This is a genomic window from Litorimonas sp. WD9-15, assembly GCF_050271975.1.
In the GTDB taxonomy this organism is placed as follows: Bacteria; Pseudomonadota; Alphaproteobacteria; order Caulobacterales; family Maricaulaceae; genus Litorimonas.
Genome location: NZ_CP189850.1, coordinates 2698303 through 2711137, shown reverse-complemented (window position 1 = coordinate 2711137; position 12835 = coordinate 2698303). Strand labels below are relative to the sequence as shown.

15 protein-coding genes are annotated in these 12835 nt (G+C 55.1%); 8 read left to right on the top strand and 7 right to left on the bottom strand.

All coding sequences use genetic code 11. The features are described 5' to 3' along the window. Positions 1 to 154 precede the first annotated feature (154 nt). On the top strand, positions 155 to 493 hold the full coding sequence (locus ACP9M6_RS12710) for a hypothetical protein (RefSeq protein ID WP_427451656.1): 339 nt from the start codon (positions 155 to 157) through the stop codon (positions 491 to 493). Between the two features lie 89 nt (positions 494 to 582). Here ACP9M6_RS12710 and rplI read toward each other — a convergent pair whose 3' ends face one another. The 4 genes from rplI to ACP9M6_RS12690 all read right to left on the bottom strand — a co-directional run bounded on the left by rplI (position 583) and on the right by ACP9M6_RS12690 (position 3620). Then, positions 583 to 1230, bottom strand: a complete 648-nt coding sequence (gene rplI / locus ACP9M6_RS12705) for a 50S ribosomal protein L9 (protein WP_427451654.1) — start codon at positions 1228 to 1230, stop codon at positions 583 to 585. 14 nt (positions 1231 to 1244) lie between these two features. Continuing rightward, positions 1245 to 1505, bottom strand: a complete 261-nt coding sequence (rpsR, locus tag ACP9M6_RS12700; protein WP_427451652.1) for a 30S ribosomal protein S18 — start codon at positions 1503 to 1505, stop codon at positions 1245 to 1247. Positions 1506 to 1508: 3 nt separating this feature from the next. Further along, positions 1509 to 1859: a 30S ribosomal protein S6 gene (rpsF, locus tag ACP9M6_RS12695; RefSeq protein ID WP_427451650.1), complete on the bottom strand. Its 351-nt coding sequence runs from the start codon at positions 1857 to 1859 to the stop codon at positions 1509 to 1511. 177 nt (positions 1860 to 2036) lie between these two features. After that, positions 2037 to 3620, bottom strand: coding sequence for a hypothetical protein (locus ACP9M6_RS12690; RefSeq protein ID WP_427451648.1), 1584 nt, complete (start codon positions 3618 to 3620; stop codon positions 2037 to 2039). 169 nt (positions 3621 to 3789) lie between these two features. Here ACP9M6_RS12690 and fabD point away from each other — a divergent pair, with 169 nt between their 5' ends. The 7 genes from fabD (at position 3790) to ACP9M6_RS12655 (ending at position 9707) form a co-directional block, all read left to right on the top strand. Then, on the top strand, positions 3790 to 4737 hold the full coding sequence (gene fabD / locus ACP9M6_RS12685) for an ACP S-malonyltransferase (protein WP_427451646.1): 948 nt from the start codon (positions 3790 to 3792) through the stop codon (positions 4735 to 4737). Between the two features lie 5 nt (positions 4738 to 4742). Continuing rightward, positions 4743 to 5483, top strand: a complete 741-nt coding sequence (gene fabG, locus ACP9M6_RS12680; protein WP_427451644.1) for a 3-oxoacyl-[acyl-carrier-protein] reductase — start codon at positions 4743 to 4745, stop codon at positions 5481 to 5483. A gap of 167 nt (positions 5484 to 5650) precedes the next feature. Next, positions 5651 to 5887 carry an acyl carrier protein gene (locus ACP9M6_RS12675; RefSeq protein WP_427451642.1) on the top strand — a complete coding sequence of 79 codons (237 nt, stop codon included), beginning with the start codon at positions 5651 to 5653 and terminating at the stop codon, positions 5885 to 5887. 12 nt (positions 5888 to 5899) lie between these two features. Beyond that, a complete protein-coding gene (gene fabF, locus ACP9M6_RS12670; RefSeq protein ID WP_427451640.1) occupies positions 5900 to 7183 on the top strand; it encodes a beta-ketoacyl-ACP synthase II in 1284 nt (427 codons plus the stop codon). Positions 7184 to 7189: 6 nt separating this feature from the next. Continuing rightward, the gene (gene mltG / locus ACP9M6_RS12665; RefSeq protein WP_427451639.1) at positions 7190 to 8224 is read left to right on the top strand and encodes an endolytic transglycosylase MltG; all 1035 of its coding nucleotides are present in this window, start codon (positions 7190 to 7192) and stop codon (positions 8222 to 8224) included. Continuing rightward, positions 8224 to 8871, top strand: coding sequence for a guanylate kinase (gmk, locus tag ACP9M6_RS12660; protein ID WP_427451637.1), 648 nt, complete (start codon positions 8224 to 8226; stop codon positions 8869 to 8871). Before mltG ends, gmk begins: the two co-directional genes overlap by 1 nt. A gap of 50 nt (positions 8872 to 8921) precedes the next feature. After that, positions 8922 to 9707 (top strand): hypothetical protein, encoded by a 786-nt coding sequence (locus tag ACP9M6_RS12655; RefSeq protein ID WP_427451635.1) that lies wholly within the window; start codon positions 8922 to 8924, stop codon positions 9705 to 9707. Here the strand turns inward: ACP9M6_RS12655 and rsmA are convergent. Genes rsmA through ACP9M6_RS12640 form a run of 3 tightly spaced genes read right to left on the bottom strand, consistent with a single transcriptional unit; the run spans position 9697 to position 12768 of the window. Continuing rightward, positions 9697 to 10545: a 16S rRNA (adenine(1518)-N(6)/adenine(1519)-N(6))-dimethyltransferase RsmA gene (rsmA, locus tag ACP9M6_RS12650; RefSeq protein ID WP_427451634.1), complete on the bottom strand. Its 849-nt coding sequence runs from the start codon at positions 10543 to 10545 to the stop codon at positions 9697 to 9699. The genes ACP9M6_RS12655 and rsmA overlap by 11 nt on opposite strands. Then, on the bottom strand, positions 10538 to 11521 hold the full coding sequence (pdxA, locus tag ACP9M6_RS12645; RefSeq protein ID WP_427451632.1) for a 4-hydroxythreonine-4-phosphate dehydrogenase PdxA: 984 nt from the start codon (positions 11519 to 11521) through the stop codon (positions 10538 to 10540). Before pdxA ends, rsmA begins: the two co-directional genes overlap by 8 nt. An 11-nt stretch (positions 11522 to 11532) precedes the next feature. After that, positions 11533 to 12768 (bottom strand): peptidylprolyl isomerase, encoded by a 1236-nt coding sequence (locus tag ACP9M6_RS12640; protein WP_427451630.1) that lies wholly within the window; start codon positions 12766 to 12768, stop codon positions 11533 to 11535. Between the last annotated feature and the right edge of the window lie 67 nt (positions 12769 to 12835).

The following is a 12835-nucleotide window of genomic DNA, read 5'->3' as shown; positions in this document are numbered from 1 at the left end:
GGGATTCCTCTAGCAATGGATGCTGGAAGGGCTCGAAAACTATTTATTTAACTGGGTTTCCGACCCGAGCCTGACCACCCACGCGAACATCCCGTTTTTCCAAATCTAAAATATACAGGACGCGACAGGGTCCGAGGTAAGGGAGACGCAAAGAATGCCCCGAAAATATAATCACCGCTATGCAGCGCGTCAGGCCAACCTGTTACGCGCAGAACAGGCACGCGATTGTCTGCATGAGATGCGCGCAAAACGCCGCTCGAATAGACGTGTGCAGACGCGGCTGGAAGGCGTGGCGCGCTATCGCCATTTTCTCAATGCGGTGGAGAATAATGCCGTGCAGGACGCAATTGATATCGTGGAGCTGCGCCATATCAATATTGATCGCGCGAAGTCCGGCTTGCCGCCCTATGCGACGATGGAGGAGGCGCTTAATCCGCCCTTGCCGCCCGAACCTGTGCGGCCACCACCCTATAAATCTTCAGATTATGAGTGAGAGTTGGCCAATAAAAAACCCGCCTCATAATGCAATTCGCTTTCGCGAAATGTATGGGCGGGTTTCTTGTTTCTTATGAAGAACGAGATTTAAGCGTCGTCGCCTTCTTTAGCCGTTTCAGCAGGTGCTTCTTCTTCGCCTGTTGGGGCGTCGCCCATGATTTCGTCCGGCGCGTCGCCTTCGAACATGGAGACGGCGTTGGCCGCGCGTTCAGCATTAGCTTCGGCCATATCGGCTTTTTCCTCGGCCATTGCGGCGGCAATGACGTCTTCGCCTTTAGCTTGACGCTCGGCTTCGTCTTCAGAGCGGGCCACGTTGACTTCGACATCGACGAGGACTTCCGGATGAAGCTTCACTTTCACACCATGGAGGCCCAATGTTTTAATCGGGTTTTCCAGGACGATCATGTTGCGCTTCACGCCTTTATCTTCGAGATGCTCAGCAATATCGCGGGCCGAAACGGACCCGTAAAGATTGCCTGTATCGCCAGCTTTGCGGATGAGGATGACTTTTGTGCCATCGAGTTTTTCACCGTCAGCCGCGGCTTTGTCGCGGTTTTCGGCGTTGCGCTGCTCAAGATATTCACGTTCCGCTTCAAAACGGGCGAGATTTGCTTTGGTCGCGCGAAGGGCTTTTTCCTGCGGCAGCAGAAAATTCCGGCCAAAGCCGGGCTTAACAGAGACGACATCGCCCATATTGCCGAGTTTTTCGACGCGTTCGAGTAGGATCACTTCCATTGTCAGTTTCCTTCTTACTTAACTTCGTAGGGCAGAAGGCCCAGGAAGCGTGCGCGTTTGATGGCTTGTGCCAGCTTCCGCTGTTTCTTGTGGGAGACCGCCGTGATGCGGGCCGGCGCGATTTTGCCTTTTTCAGACATGTAGCGTTGCAGCATCTTTGGATCTTTATAATCGATTGCGATCGCATTATCGCCAGAGAATGGGCAGACTTTGCGACGACGACGGAAACCCGAACGGGATGGCAGGTTTTCGATTTTGATTTGGTCTTTTGCCATGATCTAGTTCCGATCTCTACGCTTGCGCTCTTCGCGCTTCTTCAGGATGGGGGACGGGTCTTCGTTGAATTCGTCAACGCGGATCGACATATAGCGAAGGATATCTTCGTTAATGCGGTGCGTGCGTTCGATTTCGTGGATGACGTCAGAATGTGCGTTCACTTTCAGCAGGGAATAATGCGCCTTACGGTTCTTATTCATGCGGTAAGCGAGGTTGCGCAGACCCCAATATTCAGCACCTTCAACAGTGCCGCCCATATTTTCGATCTTGGTTGCAAGATTTTGGACGAATTCCTCAACAGCGTTGGAGGAGACGTCCGGTCGTGTGATCACGACATGCTCATAAAGAGACATTCAACAGTCCTTCAGACTATGGATGGCGGCAAGTGCTCCCGAGAAGGTAGGGCAGGCACGTGATGGATAGAGTGATCCGGAACAGCCCGGGCTCCACCGACATCCGGTGAAGCGCGGCTACTAGGCGTTGATACGGGCTTTGTCCACCGTAAAACTGCGGAAAAAACGCGCGTGAGCTTAGGTGATGTCCTTGCGAAGGCCGAGGCGGAAATCCATGATCCGGTCTTCAACATCGTCTTCGCTCATGCCGTCATATTCATCCGGTGTGGCTGGGCGAAGATCGTCAGCTGTCAGGTCGGGACGGTACTCCATCTGCCCTGTCGGCGCAGGTTGGATGTCAGGCGTTTCCGCAGGTTCGCTCGACATGCGGCGGGACTGCGCGACGTTCAGGGCTGTGGCCACATCGCGGTAACGCCGGTCAAAATCTGTGACGTCTTGCTTAGTTTTCAAAAGCTCGCTCGTCGTTTCTTCCAGTTGGAAGGCCTGTGTTTCGACTTGCGCTTCTAGACGTTCGCGTTCCAGATCCTGTGCGGTCCTGATTTTGCGGAGTTCCGTGACGTCCCGCGCGGCATTGCGGACGATGTCGTCCTTGATTTCGAGCTGCTTTTTCAGATGATCGACTTGTTGGTGCAGCGCAGTCAGTTCGTCTTCACGGCTGATGATGTTGAACTCTGATTGCGTTTTGAAGGTCCGGATGTCTTCGTGAAGGCTCATCATTTCGGCCTTCATCGCGTTATTTTGCGTTTGGGCTGTGGCAAGCGCTTTGCGAAGCTCGTCGCTATCTTTCTGAGCTGTTTCGGCCTGATGACGGTAATCGGCGCAGTCCTGCGCGAGGCTGTCTGCGACCTTACGGGCTTCGATAAAGGCGGTCTGTTTGGACTCCACATCGACGACGGACTCGGTGATACGGGCGCGGAGGACTTCGTTTTCTTTGCGCTCGACATCGAGGGAGGTCTGGGCGCGCTCTGCTTGTAAGGCGTTGCGGTCAGCCGTTTCGCGGGCCGTGTTCAAGGCGCGCTCATATTCCTGCAGGGATTTTTGAGCGGTCGTCAGCTTGCTGCGCGTGGCTTCGTAGAGACGGGACTTTTCCGCGAGGCGGCGCTCATGATCTTCCAGATCCTCACGCAGGACTTCGATCTTCTTGGCCTGTGCGTCCAGATCACGTTCAACGGTGCGGTTGCGGGCTTTCAGGCGGCGGTTTTCCGGCTCAAGGCGGCTGAGCAAGGAGAAGTCAACTTCGGCCCGCTCGACAAAGCCCGTCAGGTTTTCTATCCGTTGCTGTGCGCGGCGGTAGAGTTCTTCACCGCTCTGAATGTCGGCGGAAATCCGCGCGACGTCCAACCGCATGGACCCGAGATCAGCGCGGTCAGAGCGGGAGACGGGTGGGGGCGGGGCGACGTAATCCTCAGAGTCCGCAGGCTTAAAGTGATCGGATGGCACCATCGCTACGCGTTGAATTTCCGGCGCAGTCGGGGTGACATCAATAGACTCCGCAGTCTTCGGGATGTCTGCGCGCAAACCGGTCGGAACCGGAATTGTAGGTAAGTCCATGGGTTCGAAATTACGAGAGGCCGTTTCGGTTGGCTGCGGTGTGGTTTTCTCTTCCGAGGGCGGCGTAGTGTCAGGTTCAGGCGGCGTGTCAGCAGAGGCCACGAGCCGTTCCAGCTCATCCCATTTTGCCTGACGGTCTGCCGCGACCGCTTGTGCTTTGCGGTCAGTCTCACTGTCCGGTGTTTGAGACTTTTTCTTGAAAAACGCCATCTAACGACAACCCTCGATTCGTGTATCACCCATGGTCTGGCGTTAATTAATCTTGGTTAACGACGTGTTAAAGCTTAACCTAAACGTTCACAAAACGCTCTCTTTTGCGCATTGACCTGTTCAATCAATCGCCTAGCCTGTCACAGAATCTGAAAAGGACGAGACCGTAATGGCATTTGCATTCATTTTTCCAGGACAGGGCAGTCAGTTTGTCGGCATGGGTCAAGCGCTTGCAGACGCTTTTCCCGCCGCGCGAGAGGTTTTTGACCGTGTTGATACAGCACTGGAGCAGAAACTGTCAGACCTGATGTGGACGGGAGAAGTCGATGAACTCACTCTCACGGCAAACACGCAACCCGCTCTGATGGCCTGCTCTCTCGCGGCGATGGCGGCGTTAGATGCGGAGTTCGGTGTAAACATCACAGACGCAAAATTCGTGGCGGGTCATAGTTTAGGCGAATATAGTGCCCTCGCAGCGGCTGGATCCCTCACGATTGAGGACACGGCGAAGCTGCTGCGCATTCGTGGCAATGCAATGCAATCCGCTGTTCCCGTAGGTGCAGGCGCGATGGCAGCCTTGCTCGGTGCGAGTGTCGAAGACGCCGAGGCCGCCTGCGCTGTTGGCTCTGAAAAAGGCATTGTTCAAATCGCCAATGATAATGCGACGGGACAGATCGTGCTCTCCGGTGAAGTCGCCGCCGTTGAGGCTGCCGCTCAAGCCGCGCGCGATGCGGGCGTGAAAAAGGCGATGATGTTGAATGTGTCCGCGCCGTTCCATTGCGACCTGATGAAACCGGCAGCGGACGCGATGGAGGGCGCACTGGCCGAAGCCTGTATCCTCCCACCGCTCGTGCCGGTCGTGAATAATATTCAGGCGCGCCCCATTTCTGATCCGGATGACCTCCGCGAAGATCTCGTCAAACAAGTCACGGGGCGTGTACGTTGGCGCGAGAGCATTGAGTGGATGGCCGGAGATGGCAGTGTCGACACATTCGCCGAACCGGGCTGCGGCAAAGTCCTCACGGTCATGCTCCGCCGTATCGTCAAGGGTGTCAGTGGCAATCAATTGGATACACCGGACGCGCTCAAAGCGTTTGCAAAAGAGATTAAAGGGTAGAGAACATGTTCGATTTGACAGGAAAACGCGCACTTGTGACAGGTGCAACAGGCGGGCTGGGCGGTGAAATCGCGCGGGCTTTTCACGCACGCGGCGCGCATGTCGCGCTCTCCGGCACGCGGGCGGAGAAATTGGAGGCGTTGGCGGCGGAGCTTGGTGAACGGGCTTATGTCACGCCTTGTAATCTCTCAGATGGGGACGCCGTTGATGCGCTGCCCGGACAAGCGGCAGACGCGTTGGGTGGCTCTGTCGAAATTCTGGTCGCGAATGCGGGCATCACGCGGGACGGCCTCCTGATGCGGATGAAGCAGGCTGACTTTGATGATGTTATTAAGATTAATCTCGAATCCTATTTCCGTCTGTCCAAGGCCTGCCTGCGCCCGATGATGAAGGCGCGGTCCGGTCGTATTATCGGAATTACCTCTATTGTTGGAGTGACGGGCAACCCGGGACAGACGAATTATGCAGCATCTAAGGCGGGCATGATCGGCTTCTCCAAGTCCCTCGCGCAAGAAGTCGCCTCGCGCGGCATTACGGTGAACTGTATCGCGCCCGGTTTCATTCGATCGCCCATGACAGATGCGCTAACAGACGGGCAGAAAGACGCGACTCTCTCACGTATCCCGGCGGCTAAATTAGGCGAGGGTGCGGATATTGCGGCAGGTGCGGTTTATCTCGCATCCGATGAAGGGGCTTACGTTACGGGTCAGACGCTTCACATTAACGGTGGTATGGCGATGATTTAGGGCGGTTTCCGTGTCTGTATCACAGGCGCGAATCTCCTAGGCACGTCGATTTCCCTATGCTAGGCCGCGCTCTGACGTGGATGAGGGGTTGAAATCGGGACGGATTGTCCCATCTCTCGCCAGTAACCGACGGAAAATTATCTCCGTCTATGACTAAAGGAATATATATGTCAGACGTACTCGAACGCGTGAAGAAGATGGTTGTTGAGCATCTCGACGCCGAAGAAGCAAAAGTGACCGATAAGGCTCACTTCATCGATGATCTCGGAGCCGACTCCCTCGACACTGTCGAACTCGTCATGGCATTTGAAGAAGAATTCGACATCGAAATCCCGGATGATGCGGCAGAGCACATTCAAACGGTTGGCGATGCTGTGAAGTTCATCTCAGAGAAAACCGGCTAAGGTTATTTCTCTATGCGTCGGGTTGTCGTTACAGGCTTAGGTCTCGTTTCCCCCGTCGGCTGCGGCGTTGAAACCGCATGGGACAACATAATCGCCGGGAAATCCGGAGCGTCCCGTATTGAACATTTCGATGTCAGCGATCTTGCGTGCAAGGTCGCTGCTGTCATCCCTCGGGTGGATGGTCGCGCAGGCGGAACCCCTGACATGCCGGGTGTCTTTGACCCTGATGCCGTCATGAGCGCGCGAGACCGCAAGCGCATTGACGATTTTATTCTCTATTCCATCACCGCCGCTGACGAAGCGATTGCCGATTCCGGTTGGCAGGCCCAATCAACGGAACAGGCCGAACGCGCGGGCGTGATACTCGGATCCGGCATTGGTGGGCTACAAACGACCTATGATGCGTCCATTCTGCTCCATGAGCGCGGCCCAAGACGCATCTCACCTTTTGTGATTCCGTCCATGTTGGTCAATCTGTCCTCCGGACAGGTTTCAATGCGCCACGGTCTCAAGGGTCCTAACAGCGCGGTTGCGACGGCCTGTGCCACGGGCGCGCATGCCATTGGTGATGCGGCGCGGATTATTGCCTGCGGCGATGCAGATATGATGGTTGCGGGTGGCGGTGAAGCGTCTATCACGCGACTTGGTATTGGTTGCTTTGTCGCCTGCCGCGCGATGACGACAGGCTATAATGATGAGCCTGAAAAAGCGTCCCGCCCTTATGATACAGGGCGTGATGGCTTCCTGATGGGCGAAGGTGCCGGTGTCGTCATACTTGAAGATTATGAGAGCGCGAAAGCGCGCGGGGCAAATATTTACGCCGAGCTCGTCGGGTATGGTTTGTCCGGCGATGCCTATCATATTACCAGCCCCGCACCCGAGGGTGAAGGTGGTTACCGCGCCATGCGCATGGCGTTGAAAAAATCCGGCCTTGAGCCGTCTGATATTGGCTATGTCAATGCGCACGGTACCTCGACTCCGATGGGCGATGAGTTGGAAGTCCGCGCTGTGGAACGTCTTGTCGGCGACCATGCCCCTCATGTGAAAATGTCGTCGACCAAATCCGCGACGGGTCATCTTCTGGGGGCTGCTGGTGCGATTGAGGCGATCTTTTCCATCTTGGCTTTACGGGATAAAATGGCTCCGCCGACCCTCAATTTGGATGATCCTTCTGTCGACACGGATGTTGATCTTTGTCCGCATAAAGCCGTGCCGTTTAAGGGCAAAGCTGTCATGTCGAACTCCTTCGGGTTTGGTGGGACAAATGCGGCGTTGATTTTCAAACAGCCGGAATAGTCAGGCGTGACCGCCGAGACAGATAAACAGCCACCGCAGAAGCTTCGCAAACGTGATAAACGTGCGTTGACCCTCATGGCTATTGCGGCCCTACTCACTTTTTTCGGAGGGGTTGTACTCGCCGGATATGCCGCGATTAATTATAAATATGAGCGGGGTACTGAAATTGAAAAAGGTATCTTCCAAGTTCCGAAAGGTGCTGGTCTCTCCACTATCGCTGATAAACTTGAAGATGAAGGTTTCATTGAGGACGCTTTTCTATTCAAGCTTGTGACGAAGCTTCGTGGAAATGAAGCAAACTTCAAAGCTGGCGAATTTGGCATTGAACAAAATTCGTCCATGTCTGCGATTTATGATGTATTAGCGGATGGTAAAGCCATTCTCTATCCGTTCACAGCAGCAGAGGGTTTGACCTCAGCTATGATTGTCCGATCTTTGGATAGTGTTTCGACATTGGTGGACGATGATCCGGCCATTCCAGCGGAAGGCACGCTCCTCCCCGAAACCTATCTTACACCCCGCGGGATGACGCAGTCTCAACTCCTCCAAAAAATGGCATTGGCCCGGACACAATTATTAGACGAAGCTTGGGAAAAACGTGACCCGACCATTCCCGTGAAGACAAAAGAAGAGGCGATCATTCTTGCCTCTGTTGTCGAGAAAGAAACGGGTATCGGCATGGAGCGCGGCATGGTCGCGGGCGTGTTCACAAACCGTCTGCGCAAGGGGATGAAGCTGCAATCTGATCCCACCATTATTTACGGTATCACGCAGGGTGAAGCGCTCGGTCGTCGCATTCGCCGCTCTGAAATTGACCGCCGGACGGATTGGAATACATACCAAATTCCGGCGCTACCCAAGACGCCGATTTGTAATCCAGGCCGCGATGCCATCCTCGCGGTCTTAAATCCGTCTGAGACGGATGCGCTCTTTTTCGTGGCAGACGGAACGGGCGGGCATGCCTTTGCCAAGACATTACGTGAGCATGAGCGCAATGTGGCGAAATGGCGGAAAATCCAGAGAGAACGAGGGCTTCGTTAATGAGCGCGTTGGAAGAGTTAAAACAGGACCGTCGCGGTCTGATGGTTGTCCTGTCTTCGCCAAGCGGGGCGGGAAAGACGACTCTGACCCGTCGCCTCCTTGTCGACAATCCTGATATGGCGATGAGCGTATCCGCCACAACCCGCGCACCAAGACCGGGCGAGCAGGACGGCGTCGACTATTTCTTTGTCTCCAAGGATAAGTTCGCATCTTGGGAAGCTGAGGGTGAATTTCTCGAGCATGCTAAAGTCTTCGATAATTACTATGCGACGCCGCGCACACCTGTCGAAAATGCGCTGTCGCAAGGTCGCGATGTTATCTTTGATATTGATTGGCAGGGCGCACAGCAATTAACGCAGGCGGCCGCCGATGATCTCGTCAAAATCTTCATTCTGCCGCCCAATATGCGCGAGTTGGAACAGCGTCTCCGCACACGCGCGCAAGATAGCGATGAGGTGATTGCCAAGCGGATGAGCAAGTCCGAGAATGAGATCAGTCATTGGGCGGAATATGACTATGTGATCGTCAATGAAGATGTCGACACGGCCTTAGCTGAGCTGAAAACAATTGTAGCGTCAGAGCGCATGCGCCGCCGCCGTCAAATGTGGCTGGGTGGGTTTGTTAAAAGCCTGATTTCTGGCGGATAGAATCTTGGGTTTTTAATAAAATTCGAACGCCTTAGGGTTAAGGCTATCGAATGTTGGAGATTTGCTTCGCCATAATCATGGGGTTTGGAGGTGCGGCTGTTGCCGTTGATGCCTTTGGTGATGACCCACGTCTAGACCGTATTCTGGTCCGGTCTGCGGTTATTTTGTTCTTCATGGCGGTCATAACGGCCTTGCGATCTGATAATGCAATGGGCGTTTTAAAGATGGCGCAGAACCTGATCGTGACCTCACTGGAGTTCCAAACCGGCTGGGTTGTATTAGGTGCGGTGATCGCAATCCTCTATCAGGTCTGGCATGAAGGGCATATCCATTCGCTTTGGGTCCGGTTCAGTCCTAATTCCGCCCCTACAAGAGAAGCCCGCGCGGGGCAACGCTCCGCCGTTCAGGGTGCCCGTCCAAAAGTTGCCACGGGGACACTCGTCGGAACATCCACGCCTTATCTCACGAATGAACTAGACTTGAAGACTGAGTCGTTGGTTCGGCTATCTTTCTACGCCTTTGAAAACCGGAATGCGCGGACCGTGACACATATTGAATCTTCGCTTCGTTTAGGAACAGGATATCGCAGGAAAGCTTTTCTGAAAATCGCCGCAGAGACGGGGCGACGAGGGAATCCAAAACGGATCGTTCATCGCTATTGGCGGTCGGTGAATGGCAGCAGTCGGATGGGCCAGGCTCTTTTTGGTGAGCTTTGTAACCTTGCCCGTGCCACACATAATCTGGATGATGCCACGCTTGCGCGTCTAAAGAAGGTGGGGCTTGCGCTGCAACTCACACCCGACGAGATGAGTTCCGCGCTCAGTTTTATGCGCTAATCATTCCGGCCAGCGCTTGAAATGCGGAGATTGGCAGGGTTTCCGGACGGGCTTTCGGATCAACACCCGCAAGCGTGAGCCAGTCTTCCAGAACCAGATTATTTTGCTCTGCGAGAGACCTGAGGGAACGGCGCAACATTTTACGGCGCTGGCCAAAGGCGGCTTGTGTAACACGTCCCAATGTTTTTAGATCGGGGAAGGGGGCATCCAGAGGTTCAAGCACGACGACTGCGCTATCCACTTTCGGCGGCGGCGTGAATGCGCGGGCGGGAACTTCAAAGGCCAGACGGCAATGCGCGACCGATTGGCAGAGGACCGCCAGACGTCCGTAATGATTTTCTCCGGGCTGTGCGACAACGCGCTGGGCGACTTCCAATTGGAACATGAGAACCATCTGCTCCCAGAAGATCGGGGAGGCCGTGACCCAATCGATCAGCATTTTTGTCCCTACATTATAGGGCAGGTTGGCGACAATTTTTCGCGGCGCAGGAAGGTTCGCCGCAATATCATATTTCAGCGCATCGCCCTGCGCGATTTCCAGACGACCTTCCGCCCGATCACCGATCTCTGCGAGGGCCGGGATAAACCGTTGATCCATTTCAATCGCGACGACTTTTGATGCCCCGCGTAGAAGTAAGGCCCGCGTCAGACCGCCCGGACCGGGACCGATTTCTGCGACTGACACGCCGTCCAACGGTTCAGCCAAACGTGCGATTTTATCCGTCAGGTTCATATCCAGCAGGAAATGCTGACCCAGTTTCTTGTTCGCGCCAAGATCATGTGCGCGCACGGTTTCCGCCAGAGTGGGCAGACCCGCAATCCCGTTCCTATTATCCATAACGATGGGTCGCGATCTCTCTGGCTCTGCGGATGGCCGCGATCAGGCTGTCCGGGCGGGCAATGCCTTTTCCTGCAATATCAAAGGCCGTGCCGTGATCCGGGCTGGTCCGCACGAAGGGTAGGCCGAGTGTGATGTTCACGCCGCCGTGGAAATCCAATGTCTTGACGGGAATTAGGCCCTGATCGTGATACATTGCGAGCACGGCGTCATAGCCCTGACGTGCTTCAGCGTGGAAAAGTGTGTCAGCGGGCTGGGCGTCGGTGACGTCATGGCCTTCCCTGCGAAGCTTTTCTGCTGCCGGATTAATGATCTCAATCTCTTCTCGGCCTAGTGCCCCACCTTCACCCGCATGCGGATTTAGACCGGCTAGGGCGAGGTGCGGATTTGCAATCCCGAAATCAGTTTTCAGCGCGCCCAACATGACGCGGGCCGTGCGGAGGATGGATTCCTCTGAGACTTGTTCAACCGCGTCCCGAAGCGGAACATGAACTGTGACAATGCCAACCCGCAAATCCTGTGCGGCTAACATCATGACCGGGCCTTTGGTGTAAGGCGTTTCGTGTCCTTTTCCGAGATGGCCTAGAAATTCAGTATGTCCGGGAAACTCAAATCCAGCTTCGTAGAGCAGGTGTTTTGCAATCGGGTTAGTGATGACCGCCGAGGCCTGACCGTTCAGGCAGAGATCAACGGCGCGTTCAATGCTTTGAATAACGGTGCGGGCATGGGCTTTATCGGGTTGCCCGGGCGTTGCGATGTCGCCCTCAACGGCGAGAACGGGAAGTGTCTCTTCAAAGATATTTGCAGCCTCTGAAATCGCAGAGATGACCGTATGTGGCGTGTTCGCAAATATCGCGGGCGGTGCGATGACCGCAAAGGCGTGTTCAGAATGCCCGCGCAAAGCCTCCCAGGCTTTGACCGTTATCTCAGGGCCAATCCCCGCAGGGTCACCCATTGTAAGAGCAAATGGGTGCATCAGATCAGGATTTAGCGAACGACGAGCGTCGCCTGACGGCGAAGATCGCGCAGAGCACGTTTGGAGGCCTGTGCGAGTTGCTGATCGAGCAGGCGATCTTCAATGGCGTCACGTGTTGGAATGTCAGATCCCGTTGCCTGCCGCTCACAGACCATGATGGATGTCGCGCCGTCAGGACGTTCAAATGCATCAGACAGCGCGCCTACATCCGTCTTCTCCAGCGTAGCGGCGATTTCGTCACTGATCTCGGAGGCTTTTAACTCACCCATATCGGCGGCTTCCGTATTCTCAAAATTTGCAACATCTTCTTCCAGCGAGTCGCAGCTGGTGACGACGTCACGCAGTTCGATGAGGCGGGATTTCGCTGTCTCAAATTCGTCTGTCACAGTGACCTGCTTTAGCTTGTAGAGCGTGTCTGCTTCGGAAATGCGGGTTTCGACGAGCGCGACAACATAAACGCCGCCCGGAACTTGGATTGGTCGGGAAACACTGCCGGGTTCCATCTGTTGGATAACCTCGTCAATCTCAGGTCGTAACTCACCTTGGCGGACCCAACCGACATCCCCACCCCGAGCAGCAGAGGCGGCACTGGAAAATTGCTGTGCGAGGAGCGGAAAGGGGGCGCCGCCCTGAATTTGCGTGATCATGGCATTGGCGCCTTCCATCGCACCGTCCATGCCGCCAATATCCGGCGAGGCTTCGATATAGATTTCTGCGACGCGGTAATTCGGCTTGGACGCGTTGGCTGTGATTTGGTTGAGTGTTTCGTCAATCTGCGCATCGGAAATGCGAATACGGGAGCCGTAGAGACCGTTGACGATTCGTTGCCAAGCCACCTCGGATCGGACCTGATCACGGAGCGTTTCAATCGATACCCCTGCGGCAGAGAGATTGGCAATCAACTCACGTGGGTCGGCACCATTCCGCGAGAGGAGTTGCGCGACACGTTGATTAACTTCCTCATCTGAAATCGTCTGCTCATATTTGGCCGATTCCTGCATCTGCAAATGCTCATCGACTAAGTTACGCAAGGCCTGTGTTTGCAGGCGTTGTAGCGTCGCTTCATCCGTTTCCGCACCCGTCGTGGCGAGCATGAACAGGACCCGTTGGCGCAGGTCGTGGATTGTCACGATGTCGGAATTTACCACAGCAGCAATGCCGTGCGGGGCGCTCTGCGCGGAGGCAATAGCGGGCGTAGCTGTTGTCAGTAGTAGGGCCGCGAGGGCGGATTTCATTGAAAAGCGCATAGTGTCGTCTTCAGTTAGGTTTGGCGGCTTATACCGCACCGATAATCTTGCGCAAGTTTAGGGCGCG

Coding starts and splice junctions, on each gene's coding strand:
- ACP9M6_RS12710 (WP_427451656.1), top strand. CDS start 155: ATGCCCCGAAAATATAATCACCGCTATGCAGCGCGTCAGGCCAACCTG.
- rplI (WP_427451654.1), bottom strand. CDS start 1,230: ATGGAAGTGATCCTACTCGAACGCGTCGAAAAACTCGGCAATATGGGC.
- rpsR (WP_427451652.1), bottom strand. CDS start 1,505: ATGGCAAAAGACCAAATCAAAATCGAAAACCTGCCATCCCGTTCGGGT.
- rpsF (WP_427451650.1), bottom strand. CDS start 1,859: ATGTCTCTTTATGAGCATGTCGTGATCACACGACCGGACGTCTCCTCC.
- ACP9M6_RS12690 (WP_427451648.1), bottom strand. CDS start 3,620: ATGGCGTTTTTCAAGAAAAAGTCTCAAACACCGGACAGTGAGACTGAC.
- fabD (WP_427451646.1), top strand. CDS start 3,790: ATGGCATTTGCATTCATTTTTCCAGGACAGGGCAGTCAGTTTGTCGGC.
- fabG (WP_427451644.1), top strand. CDS start 4,743: ATGTTCGATTTGACAGGAAAACGCGCACTTGTGACAGGTGCAACAGGC.
- ACP9M6_RS12675 (WP_427451642.1), top strand. CDS start 5,651: ATGTCAGACGTACTCGAACGCGTGAAGAAGATGGTTGTTGAGCATCTC.
- fabF (WP_427451640.1), top strand. CDS start 5,900: ATGCGTCGGGTTGTCGTTACAGGCTTAGGTCTCGTTTCCCCCGTCGGC.
- gmk (WP_427451637.1), top strand. CDS start 8,224: ATGAGCGCGTTGGAAGAGTTAAAACAGGACCGTCGCGGTCTGATGGTT.
- ACP9M6_RS12655 (WP_427451635.1), top strand. CDS start 8,922: ATGTTGGAGATTTGCTTCGCCATAATCATGGGGTTTGGAGGTGCGGCT.
- rsmA (WP_427451634.1), bottom strand. CDS start 10,545: ATGGATAATAGGAACGGGATTGCGGGTCTGCCCACTCTGGCGGAAACC.
- pdxA (WP_427451632.1), bottom strand. CDS start 11,521: ATGCACCCATTTGCTCTTACAATGGGTGACCCTGCGGGGATTGGCCCT.
- ACP9M6_RS12640 (WP_427451630.1), bottom strand. CDS start 12,768: ATGCGCTTTTCAATGAAATCCGCCCTCGCGGCCCTACTACTGACAACA.